Source organism: Flagellimonas spongiicola (genome assembly GCF_023502425.1).
Taxonomy (GTDB): domain Bacteria; phylum Bacteroidota; class Bacteroidia; order Flavobacteriales; family Flavobacteriaceae; genus Flagellimonas; species Flagellimonas spongiicola.
The window spans coordinates 182795-201782 of the sequence record NZ_JAMFMA010000004.1; the positions used below are offsets into that span (position 1 = coordinate 182795).

Consider the following 18988-nt stretch of genomic DNA (forward strand, 5'->3'; position numbering starts at 1 on the left):
GATGCATCGGAAATATTATAAGATTGACGATTCATTATCACAAAGCAAAAAACATGATTCAATCAAAATTCAAGACTATTTGTTTAGTCACATTACTACTTACAATATGTAGTACTCCATTGACTGCCCAAACCAATCCAATCGAAAAATTTTCTTTTTTGATAGGAGATTTTGTGTTTAAAGGCAAGACGCTCAGCAGCCCAGATACCTATTCAGAATATACAGGTGTTTGGTCAGGGAAATATGCCTTGGATGGTACTGCTATAGTTGAAGAATTCAAGATACATGGACCGCAAGGTCAACCCGTATTTTTTGGAATGACCACAAGAGCTTTTAATCAAAAAGAGAACAAATGGGTAATGGGATATTTTGACGCCCTAAATCCTGCTTGGTATCCTCTAGGTGACCCTGTTTTTCAAGATGATGGACGTATCACTTTCTTTGGAAGGTTTCCAGGAATGAATGAAAATCAAAAACTTCGCATTTCATTCTTCGACATTGCAATGGATAGCTTTAAATGGAAATCCGATATTTCCATGGACAATGGGGAAACTTGGATTGAGGATTACACCATTATTGAGGTTGTACGAAAATAATTTGTAGATAGCTCTCGGAGAACTACTATCAAATATTTAATATATACACTCCAATGGAAACTATTAAAAATAATAAACTTATTCTCGTATCGGAAATAATTCTCTTTGTTCTCATCGTGATTTTGGATGCCACGGAAATACTTCCCATTTCACAAACCATCTATTTAGTTCCAATTATATTTTTAATCTTAAGATTAAAAAAAGAGTCCATTGCATCAATAGGGCTGCGCGTAGAAAAATCCACCTTATGGAACCAGATAGCGTTGGGTGCGATTATTGGAATATTCATGGAATCCCTGGCCATCTTTACGTTATCGCCTGCAATAAATCAATTTTTTGAAACTTCACCTGACTTGAGTCAGCTATCGGATATCAAAGGGAACGCCACAATGCTTGTGATTTTCCTATTGATTTCTTGGCTTTTAGGCGCTTTTGGAGAAGAAATTTGTTTTAGGGGTTTTTTAATGAATAGAATTGCTACAATTTTCGGTAACACCAAAATAGCTTGGGTAGTCGCAATTATCTTATCCAGTGTATTATTTGGTTGGGGACATACAGAACAAGGATTATCGGGTTGGGTTATGGAAGGTATCAATGCAATGTTATTAGGCATTGTTTTTGTGCTTTTTGATAAAAGACTTACGATACCAATAGTTGCCCATGGTGTATCAAATACAATGGCGTTGATAATGATTTACTTCGGCACATATCCAGGAGTTTATTAAGACGATTAATTATCTGGAGTCGTCTTTATTTGCTGCGAATTTCTTAGCGTAATTATGATGCAGTAATAATGACTAATTACAATTCTCAATTTTATTGAGATGTTGTGAAATGTATTGTTGAGGGGTGACCCCTATCTCTTTTTTAAAAGCAGCATAAAAAGCAGAAGGAGTGTTAAAGCCTACGCTATAGGCCATCCCTTCAATTGTATACCCTGTGGTGCTGAATTTCATCAATTCCTTTTTCAAAGCTTCCACTCTATAATGATTTACAAATTCTGGAAATGTTTTATTATAGCTTTTGTTGATCACCATGGAGATTACATAAACTGGTTGGTTGATGTGTTCCGCAAGCTTGTTCAATGTTAATTTCGGGTCTCGATAAATCTTTTCTTCAACAAAACTTTGATCAATAAGGGATAGGATTAACTTGGTTTTTTTGGGTGATACCGTTTTGGTTTTCTTGGTATTGTTCTTTTTCAATGTAATGATGATCATACAATAATTTATCCAATACAAAACCAGAACTGACACAAATGTGCCAATAATGTAATTTGTTAGATCATAGTATAAAAAATGAATTACGAACGAAATCCAAATAATGGAAGTACCGATTAACACTGGTTTTTCTATCTGCAATTTGTCGGGCGCAGTACTGGAAGAATTGGCATAATAAGTATACCAAGAAAGCACTATATAGACACCTACAACGAGGGTGGAAACATTGGAAACCAAAAGCAATGGAATAAATTCGAAATTCCAGCCAATGGACAAAACAATCAGCGCTGGTAAAAAGTGAAGACTATTAAACCATGGAAATTTTGAAGTTTGACTACTTTGAATAAGAAAAAACAATAATGGTCCTAAAACTAACTTGCCTACTATGCCAAATGTAAAAGCTAAAGGTGCTATTTGATCGGAAAAATAGTAAGGGACTGTATTACTCACCTTTAAGGTCAAAACAGATACAATGAGAATCAAAAAAAGATTACCCAGTCTACTAAGCGGCTGTTTTAGAATAATCACCCTAATCAGAAAGATACAATTGATTATGGCCATAAAACAGAAGGTGGCTATCAAAACTATTACATACTCTTCCATTGTTCAAAATGATAAAGGCAGTTACTAATTTACAAATGATCTTTTTTTGCTAGTAAAAACAATATTCAGATTCAATGAATCTGGACAAGTAATTTAGCTTTACTTTGGACATAAGGGCTTTGTACTATTGTTTTTTCTTCAATTATCATCTCCGGATTCTCGAAATCAGTACATACCCATAAAAAATATATACTTCTTTGCTTAAAATTTGCGGCGTATTTTAAAGAAGAGTATGCCTTAATTTTTGATTTTCAGATTTTGATGAATCCCCAGTACTATTGATGCTCCACGTATTGTTAATGAATGTTTGTGGAAATTACCATTTCAATACGCTGGGGTTTTTTTGCAGTTAAACTTTAATCCCAATTGTAACTTTTAATTAAATGATACATCAATGAAAAAAATGAAAGGACGGTTATTCTTAGTTTTTGTCTTATCCGTTAGCACAACAGTCTCCTTTGCACAACGTACTTCTCAAAGCAATGAAGGACAACCTAAATACCAGCAAAGGATTCTTGAAAATTTTGAAAGGCAAAAAAACTGTTGGAATGCAGAAGATCTGGATTGCTACATGAACGCATATTCAAAGTGGGACAATCTAAAAGCCGTGACCAGTAATGGGGTTACTACTGGTTATGATGACATTTTGGCCAGGTATATAAAACATTTTCCTAAAGGAAAAATGGGTGAATTAAGTTTTCATGATTTTGATTTTAACCTATTAAGTAAACGTTTGTGTTTTGTTACCGGAAGATTCCGGTTAAAACTCAAAGACAGAAATGAGCCTTTTGATGGATGGTTCTCCGTTATAATGAAAAAGCACGGAAAGCAATGGTTTATCATTACGGACCATTCTTAGTATTGAACTGTTAAATTCGGATGTTAATTTTTTTTACTGAATGAATAAGGGTTGTACGGTTTCATCAAATCCGAATAGGTTTTAGTCTTTTGTTAGCTTTTGAAAAATTGCAAAGGCCAATATTTGCTAAGAATATTTTCAAAAACAGAACGATTAAAATTAACATTATGAAAAAACTGTCTTTACTTTTATTTATGCTTATGGGGATTACCTTTTATGGACAATCATCCGATGAAAAATTGAATAAACTAGTTCATGAACTTGGAAATCGGATGGAGGAAATGATTCCGAAAGGTGATTTAGACGGTATCATGTCTATGTATAGTGAAGGTGCTAGGTACCTGCCTGATAATTTTGACCAAATCCTTGTGGGTAAGGAAGCGATTAGAATGTACTGGGAAAAAACTTTAAACTATTTAGATGTAGTTGGGTTTGAAATGACGCCTGTAACTATTGAAAAGAACAATAATATGATTTATGAGACAGGTAACGGTGTTTCTAAATTCAAATATCAGGGAAGTGATATGGAATTAACCTTCAAATACATGAATGTTTGGCGCAAAGAAAATGGGAAATATGTGCTGATAATGGATATGTATAACGATCGGCCCATAAGAACTGAAAAGTAAGTTTGAGTGCTATTAAATCATAATCAAAGAGCGCCTTATCCAATACTGGTCGAGGTGTTCTTTTTTAAAATATAAAACATAATTTAAGATGAAAATATCAAAGAATCCTGCATGCTTCTTGTCATGTCTATTGTTAAGTATTAACCTTTTTGCTCAAAACCAAGAGCAAGATCGAAAGGCAATAGATAATCTAATAGACAAAATGTATAAGTCAATATCATTTATTGACGGGGGTAGTGTAAATGATACGGTTTTGGACGCTATTCATTATTCGGACGCAATCATAGGAATAGTGGATAAAAGGGGGATTCAGATGTTCAACGAGAAAGAATTTAGGGCACAAAATGCTGAAATGTTCAAGAAAAACAAGGTTACTTCCTTCGTAGAAAAAGAACTAAGTAGCACCACCAATGTTTACGGAGGAATAGCAAATCGTTTCAGTACCTATGAATTTGTTATCAAAGCAGGTGAAAAAGAATTGAAAATTCGCGGAATAAACTCCATTCAATTGGTAAAAGACCCCGAAAAAGGTTGGTTGATCCATACAACCATATTTAGTGATAATGGCTCATTCTCCGAAATACCCCAGATCTATCTTAATAATTAATGGGTTACTCTTTTATTTGATTTTAACTTTAATACTGTAACAAAAGTTTTGTGCACGTATCTATGATATAAAGAGTTTACTGGAAAATTTGAATAAGTACGTCGGCATGTTTTAAAGGAACTGATGTAGCGATTATTTTTTTGGATGTAAATTCTCATAGATATTTCACAAAAGATGCAGCTTCAAATACAAACCATTTTTGCTTCCTTTATCCTTATTTTGTTGATTTTTTTAATCAACCGCAAGGAAAAACTTCCTCACAATAATGTATTTACGTTGTTTATAGGAGCGTTGTTTTGTTCCAGTGTGTTTGAAATATTGATGTTGTCTGACATCCTTACGGATAGAACAAATTTCAGTCAATTTATAAGCTATTTGTATGGTCCATTATTGTTTTGGTATGTTCAGGTAATTTGTGGAAGGATTGATGGTAAAACACGATTAGCACCATTCCATTTCTTGCCGGCAGTATTGGTGCTGAGCATTGAGCTGGTCAATTCTGCTACCCCTATTTTCGCGAATATACCGTTATGGAAATTTTTGGCCATTCTAGTGGTTGCCCATAACATGTTCTATTTGGCTTTGAGTATTAAAACCATTCAGGATGCTCGCTCCAAAAACTATATGCGAGAATTGAAAAGCTGGATGCGTTTTTTAAGTTGGGGATATGCACTCTTACTCGCTACGTTTGCTATGGAATTGGTTTGTGCTTTGCTTAATCAATTTGAACTAATGTTCACTATTAGATATGCTGGCTTACTTCTTCAATTGATCTATGTATCCGGCATGGTATATTTTGGACTTTCGAAACCTCTTATTTTTAATAGCAAAACCAAATATGCATATTCAACTTTAGATTATAGAAGGAAAACTCAATTGATCCAAAAATTACAAAACTTGATGATTGATGAGCAGCCTTATCTATCGCCTAACTTAACATTGAACGAAACAGCTGCCAAACTTGACGCAGATCCATTGCATTTATCCCAGGCTATAAATGAACATTACAATAAAAACTTTAAAGATTATTTAAACACCTACAGAATCCAAAAAGCTAAAGAATTGCTTATCAACGAACCAAGTTTAATCATTAAGGAAATTATGTATAGCTCAGGATTCCAGGCAAAATCAACCTTTAATTTGGTCTTTACAAAGAGCATAGGTGTTTCCCCTTCGCGTTTTCGGCGAAATCATACCATTAAATAATATCGTCCAAGAAAGTATAATTGGACTTTTGAATGGAAATTTCTCAATAGTATTGATCATCAAATCAAAAAACATGAGAAATTTAAAATTAATCTTGACATACGTAATTGTATGTATTTCGGGTATCAGCCTATACGGCAACAATAATGTGGAAGTATTGGGTAAAGTTGTTTCAACTTATAAAACCAATGCTGCCTCGGGTTTTCAAACTTCCTATTTTGGAACAGGAAGCGCTAAAAACGAAGGTAAATTCGATGGCACAGTAAAAATCCAATGGTCTCCAGGGGAAGATTTTCAGTACCAGACCATTCGAATAGTAGGAATACACAAAATCAAGGACATCTTAGGAAAAAGGGATAGACCGGTCAATATTTTTTTAAATGAGGGTGGATACTTAGACATCAATAATCAAACAAGACAATATTTGTACAGTCCAAATATTCACAACGCCCTGGAAACAGCATTTATCAAATCACCCATCTTTACCTATAATGCGCTGAGGTTTACACTTGAGCACAAGTCCAACTTGGTTGTTGAACATATCAATGGCAACCTAAATCTTAAATGTGCTGCAAATGGCGAATCGTTTACAATCGTTGTAAATGGGGATAATTTTTCAGTTATAAACGTGTCTTGGAAGCGAGAGGGATGGAAAAACGCGGAAATAAAGGCCAATATAAACGCTACGATAGCAAGTGCAGGAATTGATTTTAATGCTCCTGATTTGGCCGATTATAAGCGTGTTGTTATTCCAACCAAAGGGTATTTAGTACCTAATTGGTCGTCAGAATATCATTCTGGTGGTAAAGTAGATTCCAACCAATTCAAAGGAAACGTAGTTGTCTTGGATTTTTGGGCAACTTGGTGCCCCCCCTGTATTAGAGCTATACCTGGATTGGTGAAACTAGATCAGAAATTTGGTGATTCTGGTTTGCAAATTCTGGGCATGAATTATTTTGAAAAAAGGAATCCAGCCAAAACTATGAAACGGCTGAATGCTACTTACCCCACCGTTGATGCGGAACGAATAGGGAAGGAGTTTGGTATATTGAATTGGCCAACAACTTTGGTAGTGGACAAAAAGGGTGTTGTTAGGGATATGTTTATCGGATACCATGGAGAAGAAACGGATAACCGATTAGACACCTTGGTTAAGCAGTTGCTTTCTGAATAAATGCAAAAGCCCTTTAAATTTTAACCTTTTAAGTGCTTTGTGATTTTTGAGCTCATTGGTTTTGTTATCGAATAATAATAATCAATGAGCTTTCCTTCTGTATCCACAAGGTATTTTTGGAAGTTCCATTTAACACTGGAACTCTTTTTTCCGTTTTTGGATTTTTTGGTCAACCATTGATACAATGGATGCTGATTACTTCCCTTAACTTCAATTTTCTCCGTTATCAAGAAATCCACCCCATAATTGCGTTCGCAAAAACGCTGAATTTCATTCGCATTACCTGGTTCTTGTTTTCCAAATTGATTGCATGGAACACCAATAACTACCAAATTTGGATACGTATCGCTTAGGTGCTGTAAGTCCTTATATTGGGGTGTAAAACCACATTCCGAGGCAACATTGACAAATAAAATGTACTTTCCTTCAAAGCTGGACAGCTGTATTGGATTACCTGTTAGCGCATTTATCGAGACGTCGTAAAGTGATGAATTCATCATAGTTTAAATGGATTATTGCCTAAATACCCAAATTTTTGAGCAACCAAAGATAGTTTGCTTTTAATTAGCTGTAACCCAAGCTCGAAAAGTGGATGCTTTCCCTCGACTTACAATAATGCTCTTATCGAATTCTGCATTACCTCTTGATTTTAACTGCACTTCTATTTTACCGTTTTCAATACTTCGATAGGAATCAATGATTCTCTCACGAATAAGGAATTGCCTATTTACTCTAAAGAATTCTTGACTGACTATTTGCTCCAAATCAGTTAACGTTAGATCCGTATGGAATCTATCATTATCATTGGTTATCACGTAGGTATTCCCTAATGATGTGTAAAAGCATACGATTTCGTTTAAAGGAACCATCTTATTGGCCATACCGTGAAACACCTTGATATTCCGCTTGTCTTCACGGTTAGGAGCCTTGTTTCCCGCCAGCAGATACAATCCAATATAAAGGCAATGGAATAACAATGCGAAAATTAAGGATAGAACAGTGTCCTGCGTATAGAATTCGAAAGAAAGAGACAATCGTTTACCACTAAAGAATATATTGTCCAGTAATTCGTTGATCAGCACACTGAACAAGACCACCGCCAAGGTGTGAACCGTAAATTGGTAGGTTATTCTTTTGGTAAAATCTCCATTTAAAGGCGCTTTTCTGTTCAGTATTGCAATCCCAATAGCATAAAAATCTATAATAAGATAAGTGGTCAATATATCTACTAGATAGAAGTATATATAGTTGACATTAGCATTTCTTAAGTTATAAGTAATCAAAAAATTAAGGGTTGTAATGGAAATCGTGATCAACCAGATGTACGGATTCCTGAATAGCAATTCCTGAGGCTGCGAAGCATCCGTTTTATTTCCATTGAACAACATATTAAAAGCCATTCTTACGATTTATTTGATTTGCGCAGTGTATACCCCGACAGTTTAATTTCCATGGTTCCATTGGTATTGAACAACTGTATGGTTTCACCGCCAAAAAATTCAAAATTGTAACCGGGAACAATGGCCAAATTCTCTGAAATGGGGGACAGACCTAATTGAAATGTCGTTTTGCTAGGATAGGTCAAGGATACACGCATTTCCAAAACTCCAAAATCATTGACAAATAACTCCGCCTTATCAATGGTTTTGTAATCCTTCGTTTCATAATTGATTACAGAATAATTGCCAGCTGCCTTCAACCAAGAATCTGGAATTTTATCAGCCATGATTTTAGCACCTCCTATATTACGATTTCCGCTTTTATATTGCTCTCCTACAACAATTTCATTGTCAATTTTGTCCCAGAATATATCCATTGCATGAATTTTTATCCCCATCATCTTGACAGCTAATTTCAAAAGGTTTCCTGCCATGGGAGTGGCAACCCCTTTTTGTTTATCCAACCCAAGCGTTGCATCAAATTTTTTCCCATTTGCCTTTAAGTTCAATATACCCAAATCTGTACTATAATTACCTTCAAGTTCTTTCATTTGGGATGGACTAAGGGTTGTCTTTCCGGTTAGTCGCTCTTTTTTACTTGGACTTTGCCCGCCTTTTAAACCCAAAGTAGAAGACATGTTTGAAAATGCTTTGGACCAAACATCCCAGTGAAAGCTACTGGAAGCATTGGAATTACTACATACAATTACCGCAGAATTTTGCTCTGGCACGAAGAAGATGTAAGTGTAAAAGGGTTCATGAATCCCTGCTTTTTTTACGCGACTAAAGCCATTTAATGGTCTAATTTCCCACATCAGTCCAATTTGGGTGTCATAGGCCATTGGTGCATCCACAAATTGATGGGTCAATGCTTCTTTTATGATTTCAGGTTTAATAAATTCAGGGCCACTTTTTTGGTTTTGGGAATAATAAACTGAACATAACTTCGCTAGATCCGCTGAAGTAGAATATACCCCATCCGAACCTGGATAACTGAATTCGTAGGTTTTTGTTTCCACACCCCGCATATAACCTTTTGTAGTTAAAGCCCGATAACTGGAATTTTTCATTTGCAATGGTTTGAAGATTTCCTCTTCCACATAAGTTTCAAATGGTTTTTGGGAAACTCTTTGAACTAATAACGACAGCAAGTCCACTCCCCAATCTGAATATTGATACACTTTGCCAGCAGGTGCGATAAGGTATTCGTCGCGTGAGTCAGCCAATAGACTGTCCAATGGCCGGTCCGAATGCTTTAAAAACCCTTTACCACGAACTCGGGGCAGACCTGCATAATGTGCTAGCAAATGTCTGACCGTAAAATCGATAGGACCATCGAAGTGCTTTTTCATTGCAAAATCTGGAACATAATCCGTGTACTTTCTGTCAATATCGATTACACCATCAGAATATAATTTGAGGACTGCAGTAGATGTTACCACTTTGGATACGGAACCAATAGGATAGGTGGTATTTACGTTTGTTGGCACCTGATTTTCCAAATCAGCATAACCAAAACCCTGATTCAGTATGACTTCATTGTTCCTTACATAAGTGACGTTGGCCCCAACAATATGGTGCTTTTTCATTTTCTTGGTAACAAAATCGGCAAGTGATTTTTGATAAGTACCACCTTTTGAGTGGCTTTCTTGGGACCATCCTGTAGCATAAAGCAAGAGTACAAGTACTACGTTACACAATAGGAATTTTAGAGATACTGTTTTGTTTTTTTCTGAAGTTCTGATTTGATTTGTTTTGACTGTTCGTTTCATGATTGATGTTTTTCCCAAAACAACGAACAATTCCGAACCGGAACTGTTGAAACAACATTAAAACTATGTGAAACGATATGTATTTTGCGGTGAAACGTAGTGAATCGCAAACTTCAATGTAGAAAACAGATAGGTCAAACCTACTTTTTTGGAAACAGCAGATACGGTTAATGACTACCACCAAGAAGAATACGCATCATTGCATTTGCTGACTTTTCACCAATTTCAGCTATCCGTTTGCGCGGCGTAACATCTCCAATTTCATAGGTGATACCTGTGGCATTTTGCCCATATAGAAACCATCCTTTGGAAACAGGTTTGGTACTATTTCCCGCAGCTTCGTTTACTTTATAACCTGATATTTCCTTTTCCAAAAGGGCAAACCAATCATTTTCAAAATTCGGTAGGGTAGTGGTATTACGCAATTGATTGGTGTAAAACACGTCCTCGTAGGTAGAATGGAAATCCATACCCAAAACGATTTTGTTGTTATCCTGTTTACTGATTTTAGTGATATAGGAAACAACCTGCTTAATTTCCGCTTGTCGATATTTGGCCCAATCCCTATTTAAATCTATGCCGTTGGCGTTATGACGCCAATGACCCATATCAACCCCATCTGGATTTAAGATGGGAAATGCCAACACCCTATGATTTTCAAGAAATTCCTTTGACAAAGGCGTACCGGAAACTATGGTCTCCAAAAAATGTTGATAGGCAAAGTAACCTGTAACTTCTGGCGGATGTTGCCGGGTCATTAGAATAACCAAAGGTTTATCCTCAGGATTACCCGAATAAATGTCCAAAACAGGTAGGTTTTTGCCTAAAACGGATGTGCCGGCAGAGAATTCGTGAACAATATTTTCATTGCCGTTGATAATATTTTGGGAGTACCATTCTTTTACATCTGCAGTGGAGTTGATTTCCTGAGCAGCAATAATCTTAGGTTCATTATCTATATTCAATTGAAGCAAAGCGCTCTCTTCGGTCGATTGAAATTGGATGCTATCCACCCTTTGCCAATTGCCTTGTGATTTTATCTTAGGAACATAACGATGCGCGAATCCTTCAGGGTAACGGAATTTAATATACAGGGAATACGGATGATCAGACCAAACCTTAAAAGCAAAATATGGGCTTTTGTTTATGGGTGTGTTTTCAGGATTGATTTGTACCTCAATTACTGAATCATTGATTTGTACAGCATTATTCAAGCGAGCTCCATTAAACTCGTTACTGATCCAAACCTTTGGTTGATCAAAACTGTATGTTTTCTTCTGTTGCCTTGTAATTGCTTTGTCCTTGGTATTAACAGGGTCTTCGAATTTTACCTTTTTCGGTGCGTTGCACTGAACGAGAAATAAGATAATACAGGCACAACCCAAAGACTGTTTGAGTGTTGATTTCACCATTATTTTGAATTTAGGAATGACTATTGGATTCTATCCTTGGAACTTAAATGACCCGTTTTGGAACTGTTTTGATTGAACTTTTCCATTAACTCGTAGACCTTTGGTATTTGCTTTTCAAATCGAAGTAGGATGTCTTCTGAAATATTGTTTCTACTAAAAGGTACCACCTTGACATATTCTTGGATTTCGTGCGCATTTCTGCCGTACTTATAATCGTATGGAAACCGCCCTTGTTCATCAATTATGGTATTTTGATTATCCTTATTTGGAACGCTTATGTAAAATTCACTTTCATCCATATTACCGTTCGGGTTGAACAGTGCTTCTTGTTTAAGGTGCTCGTGTAATTCTTTTGCTGTATCAACGGCTGGATCTATAAGTTGGATATCGGATACCATGTAATCGCGATACAAATAGCCGCCATCCTTGCCTTTGTAATCATAGAGTTCTACTAAAATGTCCCTTATTTCCTGGGTCATGTACGGATAATGTGTACATCCTAAAATGATGGATTTAAGTTGATTTTGTGTTCCAGACTGGCGAATCTGCTCCATAAGTGTAACTAAGTGATAACGCACATAGTTTTTTGCATCATTGATTTGAAGAATGGAACAATCGTCCGTTTTCTCACTATCACATAACATTTTGGAGTCATCAAAGTCAAAATTATAGATGTCAAATAATGTCCTATCTATTTTTATGCCACCATCCAAGCTGGGACCTTTATAAGAATCTCGTGGTTTTTTTAAGTTTTTGTCATAATAATCCGGGTCTTCGTCTACAGCTTCAGCTATTCCAACACCACCTTGTGAGAACACCTCTATTTTTCCTGTATAGCCTAATTCATCCTTCATTTTCAACAAGGTATTCCGATAACCTTTGGAAGCGACAGTTCCTGCGGTTGCGAGTACACCAACAATCGCATCTTCATCTTTTGCTAAACTTTCAAGAGTACCACGCACACCAGCATCAATAACACCAATTACCTTGATGTTGGTGTTTGCTTTCGCTAAGAAATCCTCAATATACTCCTTGCCATAAGCAGTAGCAGTATTGCATGCAATTACAAGCGCTTTTACAGGTTGCTTATCATTATTTAAACTGGCATCACCTGCATCGGAATAATATTTAGTACCTAGTAGAAATTGAGCATCCTTGATAATATGCTCATTTAGTAAATCGACTTTATTGACACTGGAATAGTTCCCATAAGGCATATTGGCCTGATCGCCTAAATAGATAAAGGTTTCCTTGTTGAAGTCTAGCTGTCCGTCACTGCCGTTTTGATGTGACTCGTTCTGATTTTTGTCATAGTTTACGATCGCCTTCAGGACTGTAAGTCCCCCAGTTCCAGAATCAAAAACACCAATGGGTAAGGATTTGTCCTGAGACGGGTAACTATCAAAATCAATATGATAAAAACTCTCTTGATCGTTGATTATGGTCCGCACAATATCCGTTTTGGATGTTGTGATGGCAGCTTCGGATGTTTCTTTTTGCGCTTTTTTGCACGCCGTCAGAAGCAATAAGCACAATGCGAGTATATGTATTCGATTCATGGTATTTTGTTTCTTGTTGACTGATCTTCTATTAATGATTCTAGTTGTTTTTTCGCAATACCCTTCCATGTCGCTTGTCTGATGGCTCTCCTTTCTCCACAGCAATTTGGCCATTTATGATCGCATATTGCAAGCCTTCAGCATAAGCATAGGCGTTCTTGAAATCTGCTTTATCCCGGAACGTGGTAGGGTCAAAAAGAATAATATCTGCAAAATAGCCTTCTTTTAGTATTCCGCGGTTCGATATACCTAGGATCTCAGCAGTTTTGGACGAGCTTTGGTTGATAAAAGTAGGTAAATCCAAAACACCTTCATCCACCACATATTTGCGATACTTCCGAGGAAAAGATCCATACTTTCTTGGATGTCCCGTATTACCATCGGAACCCGTGGTGACCCATTTTTGTTTCATAAAGTTATGTATGTCGTAATCTGCCATATTGAAGGAGGCAATGCGTATAATTCCTTTTGTACGCAATATTTTATACACCGCTTCCTCCGGCGGGATGCCCAAATCCTTAGAAATTTGCAGTAGTGTTTTGTTCCGATACTCGGGGTTTTGTATTACTACGATCAACAAGGATTCTGGACCTCCTCTACGTCTAATATTGTTTTTGGTTTCCGCTAAAATACGTTGTCTGTGTTGCGGGGAATCATATCGATACAGGAGTGAATCTGTACCGCCGCTTTGTGCCCATTTTGGTGCGGTGGCAGCTTTTAAGCCAGTAGCGGATGCTTCATAAGGATATTGATTAGCGCTTACTGCTATCCCTTCTTTTTGTGCTGCTTCAACCATTGAAATGATAGTGTCACTTTTTTTCCAGACATCAACACCCAAGCACTTGATATGTGAGATATGGATGGGTAATTTGGCTTCCCGCCCAATTTGTATGGCTTCTTCTACGGCGGCAACAAGACCAACAGTGTAGGAGCTTTCATCTCGTAAATGCGAATCATAAATACCCCCATTTTCAGCACAAGTCTTTGCCAATTCTATTACTTCAGAAGTTGTAGCATAGCTACCGGGAGCATAGAACAAACCAGTGGACATGCCAAAATTTCCAGCAGCCTCCATTTCCTTATCTAGAAGTGCCTGCATCTGAACTATTTCCTCAGAAGTAGCGACTCTATCACTTAACCCAATGACTTCCTTTCTGATGGTTTCATGACCAATCAAAAGAATGGCATTGGTCCCAATACCATGTTCTTCATACATATCCACATGCGTTTGTGCTGGAAAGAAACTATCGCCGTCATTTCCGGCCACCACAGTTGTTATTCCTTGCATAAGAAAAGGTAGGTTATGAGCCGTTTCAGGTTTATTGAATTCCCTGTCAGCATGAGTATGGGGATCAATAAACCCTGGTGAAACGATCAAACCTGAGGCATCAATCGTTTTACTTGTATTGATGTCGACATCTAATGCATCTCCTATATATACAATTTTATCGTTTTTAACCGCTATTGTATGCTTGAAGGGTTGTTTATTTATCCCATTGTACACCGTACCATTTTGAATAAGGATATCTGCATCAATTGTCTTTTTTTGACAGGAAACCAGGGCAAACAAGACACAGGTTACTATAAATGGACTCTTATTCATCAAAATCTCGTTTGTTAAGTTTTTCCAATAGTGTTTTCATGAGTTCATTGGCGTGAACTTGCGCTCTCTTTTTAATCAATTCACGGTCCATTTCGTCCCCATCCTCATAAGTTACTGCTTCTGAACCAAATCGATTGAAGAAATAGTTATAGCAATAGGGGAGGTCTTGACTTCTGCGTCTTGCCTCTACTTTAAAGTTTGAATTGGTTTCAATTTTAGATATCCAATCTGGGATGATTTTCTTGGTTTGAACCTCATTGATAGAATCCAAGACCAATAGGTAAGGACCGCTGTGGGAGGTGTGAAAATCCAAAGCAAATCGAATTTTTTTGCCTCCATCGATTTTGGTATCAAGAAAGTCACGAACCATTTTTGTCTCAGGTTGTGAAAATTCAACCCAATCCCGATTCAAATCAACACCATTGGCATTATGTCTCCAATTTCCGGCATCGGCTCCATCAGGATTTAACAAAGGGAAGGTGTAGATGTTGAAATTCCCTCGAAAATCAATAGCCCACTCGGTATTGGAAAAGAGGGTTTCATAAAAGGTCTGAAATCCGATGGTACCTCCCGGAATTTCAGGTGGATGTTGTCTTGCAATCAAAACAATGGAGTTTTTAATGTCTTCGGATTCATGAACCATAACCAAATTGTCATTACCTAAACTTGATTTTCCTGCTACCTCAAGAAGCGTAGTTGGATTCTTTTCAATTTGCTGTGCAACCCATGCATAAGTGTCATCACTGCTTATGACTTCTTGAGCTGCTATGTATTGGATTTGCGCTGAAATGTCTAGGGATAACACGGCCGTATGCGTGATGGTATCTACAATAATGCTCGATGGATTTAAGGATTTCCAATTGATTTTATCATAACTGACCTTGGGCACGTAACGATGTTGATAAGTTCCATAATCCAATGTAAGTCTTATGTTTTTTGGTGTTTTGGACGAAACGGCGAATGCAAACCATGGACTTTGGTTGATCGGTTCATTTTCAGGCAAAACCAAAGCCATATATTCGTTGTCACCAATTTTCTTGATGCTATCCAAGCGTGCACCTTTGAAATTGGTATCAAATTGTACTGCCTCCTCTACTTTTTTATCCGAGCAGGCTATGGCAAGTAAAAAACAGCAGCAAATAGCTATGTGTTTGGTAAACATCTTATTATTTTATTCGTTGGGTGCTTTTGATTTATAGAGCTATTGGTTTTAGAATAAAAAAGGCTGCTCTATTATTTGCAGGAACAGCCTTTCACTTGAACATAAACTAACTCAAACAATTTCTTAATATCAATTGGTATTTCCATCTCTTCTTGGGTCAGCAGCTGCAGACCATTGTCCATTTCTGAACTCTATGGCATGAACCCCGCCGAAATAGGCATTTTTGCCATCAATGGTCAAATCATAATCAGGAAAGGTGATCTGATAACCTTGTTTCCGTAGCTGCTGTAACCATTCCGAATCCAGGTTTTCATCTTCCAAATACACCTTGTTTTGAATGGCATGGATTCTGGGATAGCTAATGATTTCTGTTATACTGTTGTTTCCATCTACCCATAATTGTATCAATTGGGCAATGGTAGATACAATGCGCTTACTTCCTGGGGTACCTATCACCAAAACATTTTTTCCGTCCTTTCTTACCAAACTTGGACTCATTGACGAAGGGATTATGGTATTAGGTTCTAGTTTTTTTCCCAAACCAAAACCCAATAAAGATTTTACATAACTATTGTAAAAGAACCCTAGATTTTTCGTTGAAGTCAAGGAACCAAAATAGGCGCCTACGCTGGATGTAACACTTACCGCAATACCCTTTTCATCGACTACAGAAAAATGTGTGGTTTCGCCTTCTTGATTGTCATTTTCCTGAATTGGACTATTAGGTTGGTTGTTGGCTTCCAATAAAGCTTTGGCAAAGGATTTCGATATCTTATCATTTACCTGAGCTTCGTAGTTGGTGTAATCGGTAATGGCTTGTTCTAACCGATTATTGTGGCTTAAATTAAGTGCATTTATTACTAGGTTCTTTCTTTGTTGATCATTCTCATCTACTGCATCGGGAGAACTTTGCTCCAGAAGATTCAGAACTTGCAACACTTGCCAACCACCGCTCGGTGGAACAAAGGAATAAACATCATAACCACGATAAGTGATATGCAAGGGTTCAAAAATTTCTGGTTCTGGAAAATTGGCTAGATCCTCATATGTAATCCAACCTCCATGTGATTGAAAATCCTGTGCAATTTGTTTTGCAATATCGCCTTTGTAAAAATCATCCCCTCCATGTTTGACCAATCGTCTAAGGGTTTTGGCCAAAGTAGGTTGCTTTATGACATCACCAATGGCAGGTATATCGCCATTAATCAATACTTCACCATTGTGATATGGACTTTCTTTTATGCGCGTTTCCCACCTTTTGTAAACATGATGTCTATGTTTTCCAACGCTAAAACCGTTTTCCGCAAAACCAATTGCAGGCTCCAATAATTCATCCCAACGAAGTTTTCCGCTTCCATATTTTTTCCAGGCTGTGTACAAGACCTTTACTTGGGAAGGAATGGAAACTTGTTTATGGAATTTTAGATTGTCTCTTGTAATATCAGGCTCTACAAAGAATGGTGTGCGTGAATGTCCGCCTATTGCAATAGGGGTTTCATTTGGAATGGATATCAGCATCATGGTGCGGCCGCCCAATCCAGACATGGCCGGTTCCGTAACACCCAAGGTGAACGCAACGGCAATTGAAGCATCAATTGCGTTTCCTCCTTTTTCAAAAATCAAGACGCCTGCCTCGGTAGCTTCAGGTGTTGCTGAAGCTACCAGGTTCTTGCCATCTTGCATGGCATTTAAGCCCAATGCAAAGCAACATAAAAAAGCTACCGAAACTAAATTGCGTCCCATGGTTCGGAAGGTTATTGGTTAACTGGCGTTTTCGCGAACAAATCCGTAATATCAGGAACATTGGCCCCGTTGGTATTCTCTTCAGAGAAAGGGTACAAGAAACGTTCAGGATGTTGTGTGCCTGTATTGAATGGTACACCAACTTGAATGCTTATCGGATCATTCTTTGTTCTTCGCAAGTCATTGAAACTTGATAATTCAGCAAAAAATGTAACATAACGTTCTTGAATAATTTCCCTCAAAAGGGCATCATTCTGAGACAAAGAACCATCTAAATTTTCGATACCGCCAGCTTGGAAATCCGCTTCAACATAATCATCATATATTCCAGTAGTGATAGCAAAGAATTCACCATTTCTCAAATTGGCGCGATGTTCGTTCAATTTGGATAGGGCAGTTGCAAAGTCATTAGATCGTATTGCGGCTTCGGCCCAATTGAGTACATTTTCCTGTACCGACAATAGATTCATAGGCTCGTCTACGGCCGCAATGCCCGCCAAGTTGATTTGCGTACCATCAAAATAGTATGTTGAGCGATCAATTTCATCTGTTTTGGTATTGTTCCTATTACTAGCACCCGTCATCAGTTCAATTAAATAACCTCCCTCAGTTGTTAAATCATCTGGAAAACTACCGGTGAAAAATTGATTCAATAAGTTGGTGTCCCCTGTAAGAACCACAGCAGGTGGGGTGTACTGCATGGATTCTGATGCTTGGTTCACACCATTTTGTGCAGCCGAAATTGCATTGGCATAATCACCAGCTTCCAGGTAAAGTCTAGCCTTCAAGGTGTAAGCGGCCTTAATCCAATTGCTGGAATTTCCACCAAAAAACAGATCTTCTGAGATACCACCTTCAGTACCCGCAGACTGTAAATCGGAAATGGCCTCATCTAGTAAGGATTGAACCCCAGAGTACACCGCTAATTGGCCATCATAGGTAGGCGTTGGAATTTCCGGGTTTGCCGCTTCTGTAAAGGGTACGTCCCCAAACATACTTGCGGCAGTTCCTAGGGCATGTGCCTCCAAAACTTTTGAAGCTCCGAAGAAAAAATCCTGGTTTGTCACCGGGATGCCACTTCTCAATTCCCTTGCTTGTTGCACTACGCCCACGTATATATTGAACCAGGGCGTGTTGGAATTGGTATTTCCATATTGATACTCCTGTATGGGCGCAAAACGACCACTGCCAACGAAGTTTCCTGTCCAAACACCAGCGGCCCAGTTTAAATACCCCAACTGTGCTGTAATGTCAGCTAATTGAATACCTGTTAAAAGGGTCTGTCCGTCAACATTGCTGATGGTATTTGGATCATTATCATTTATATCATCAACTATTTCCTGACATGCGAAAAAGCTGAAAAGAACTATTGTTACTGTACTTATCTTTAATATTCTCATGACT

17 protein-coding genes are annotated in these 18988 nt (G+C 37.6%); 7 read left to right on the top strand and 10 right to left on the bottom strand.

The window, feature by feature from the left end; genetic code table 11:
• The first annotated feature begins 53 nt into the window (after positions 1-53).
• On the top strand, positions 54-596 hold the full coding sequence (locus M3P19_RS15670; RefSeq protein WP_249658636.1) for a hypothetical protein: 543 nt from the start codon (positions 54-56) through the stop codon (positions 594-596).
• Between the two features lie 53 nt (positions 597-649).
• Positions 650-1321: a CPBP family intramembrane glutamic endopeptidase gene (locus M3P19_RS15675; protein WP_249658637.1), complete on the top strand. Its 672-nt coding sequence runs from the start codon at positions 650-652 to the stop codon at positions 1319-1321.
• 72 nt (positions 1322-1393) lie between these two features.
• Here the strand turns inward: M3P19_RS15675 and M3P19_RS15680 are convergent, their stop codons facing one another.
• Positions 1394-2419, bottom strand: coding sequence for a helix-turn-helix domain-containing protein (locus M3P19_RS15680; protein ID WP_249658638.1), 1026 nt, complete (start codon positions 2417-2419; stop codon positions 1394-1396).
• A gap of 394 nt (positions 2420-2813) precedes the next feature.
• Between M3P19_RS15680 and M3P19_RS15685 the strand changes: the two genes are divergently transcribed.
• The 5 genes from M3P19_RS15685 (at position 2814) to M3P19_RS15705 (ending at position 6894) form a co-directional block, all read left to right on the top strand.
• Positions 2814-3278 (top strand): nuclear transport factor 2 family protein, encoded by a 465-nt coding sequence (locus tag M3P19_RS15685; RefSeq protein WP_249658639.1) that lies wholly within the window; start codon positions 2814-2816, stop codon positions 3276-3278.
• A 167-nt stretch (positions 3279-3445) separates the two neighbouring features.
• Complete coding sequence (locus M3P19_RS15690) at positions 3446-3907, top strand: YybH family protein (RefSeq protein WP_249658640.1); 462 nt, start codon at positions 3446-3448, stop codon at positions 3905-3907.
• 88 nt (positions 3908-3995) lie between these two features.
• Positions 3996-4514: a hypothetical protein gene (locus M3P19_RS15695; RefSeq protein ID WP_249658641.1), complete on the top strand. Its 519-nt coding sequence runs from the start codon at positions 3996-3998 to the stop codon at positions 4512-4514.
• Between the two features lie 174 nt (positions 4515-4688).
• A complete protein-coding gene (locus tag M3P19_RS15700) occupies positions 4689-5720 on the top strand; it encodes an AraC family transcriptional regulator (RefSeq protein WP_249658642.1) in 1032 nt (343 codons plus the stop codon).
• 73 nt (positions 5721-5793) lie between these two features.
• Positions 5794-6894: a TlpA family protein disulfide reductase gene (locus M3P19_RS15705; RefSeq protein WP_249658643.1), complete on the top strand. Its 1101-nt coding sequence runs from the start codon at positions 5794-5796 to the stop codon at positions 6892-6894.
• A gap of 20 nt (positions 6895-6914) precedes the next feature.
• On the opposite strand, the gene M3P19_RS15710 is transcribed toward M3P19_RS15705, so the two are convergent.
• The 9 genes from M3P19_RS15710 to M3P19_RS15750 form a co-directional block, all read right to left on the bottom strand.
• Entirely contained in the window at positions 6915-7394 is a 480-nt protein-coding gene (locus tag M3P19_RS15710) for a glutathione peroxidase (RefSeq protein ID WP_249658644.1), read from the bottom strand.
• A 60-nt stretch (positions 7395-7454) separates the two neighbouring features.
• A complete protein-coding gene (locus tag M3P19_RS15715) occupies positions 7455-8294 on the bottom strand; it encodes a LytTR family DNA-binding domain-containing protein (protein WP_249658645.1) in 840 nt (279 codons plus the stop codon).
• Between the two features lie 2 nt (positions 8295-8296).
• Entirely contained in the window at positions 8297-10105 is a 1809-nt protein-coding gene (locus M3P19_RS15720; protein ID WP_249658646.1) for a serine hydrolase domain-containing protein, read from the bottom strand.
• Between the two features lie 167 nt (positions 10106-10272).
• Positions 10273-11517: a M14 family metallopeptidase gene (locus tag M3P19_RS15725; RefSeq protein WP_249658647.1), complete on the bottom strand. Its 1245-nt coding sequence runs from the start codon at positions 11515-11517 to the stop codon at positions 10273-10275.
• A gap of 20 nt (positions 11518-11537) precedes the next feature.
• Positions 11538-13076 carry a glutamate racemase gene (locus M3P19_RS15730; RefSeq protein WP_249658750.1) on the bottom strand — a complete coding sequence of 513 codons (1539 nt, stop codon included), beginning with the start codon at positions 13074-13076 and terminating at the stop codon, positions 11538-11540.
• 40 nt (positions 13077-13116) lie between these two features.
• Positions 13117-14679: an N-acyl-D-amino-acid deacylase family protein gene (locus M3P19_RS15735; protein ID WP_249658648.1), complete on the bottom strand. Its 1563-nt coding sequence runs from the start codon at positions 14677-14679 to the stop codon at positions 13117-13119.
• Positions 14672-15841 (bottom strand): M14 family metallopeptidase, encoded by a 1170-nt coding sequence (locus M3P19_RS15740; RefSeq protein ID WP_249658649.1) that lies wholly within the window; start codon positions 15839-15841, stop codon positions 14672-14674. Before M3P19_RS15740 ends, M3P19_RS15735 begins: the two co-directional genes overlap by 8 nt.
• Before the next feature lie 129 nt (positions 15842-15970).
• Entirely contained in the window at positions 15971-17584 is a 1614-nt protein-coding gene (locus M3P19_RS15745) for a gamma-glutamyltransferase family protein (RefSeq protein WP_249658650.1), read from the bottom strand.
• A gap of 11 nt (positions 17585-17595) precedes the next feature.
• Positions 17596-18984 carry a SusD/RagB family nutrient-binding outer membrane lipoprotein gene (locus M3P19_RS15750; protein ID WP_249658651.1) on the bottom strand — a complete coding sequence of 463 codons (1389 nt, stop codon included), beginning with the start codon at positions 18982-18984 and terminating at the stop codon, positions 17596-17598.
• Positions 18985-18988: the final 4 nt, after the last annotated feature.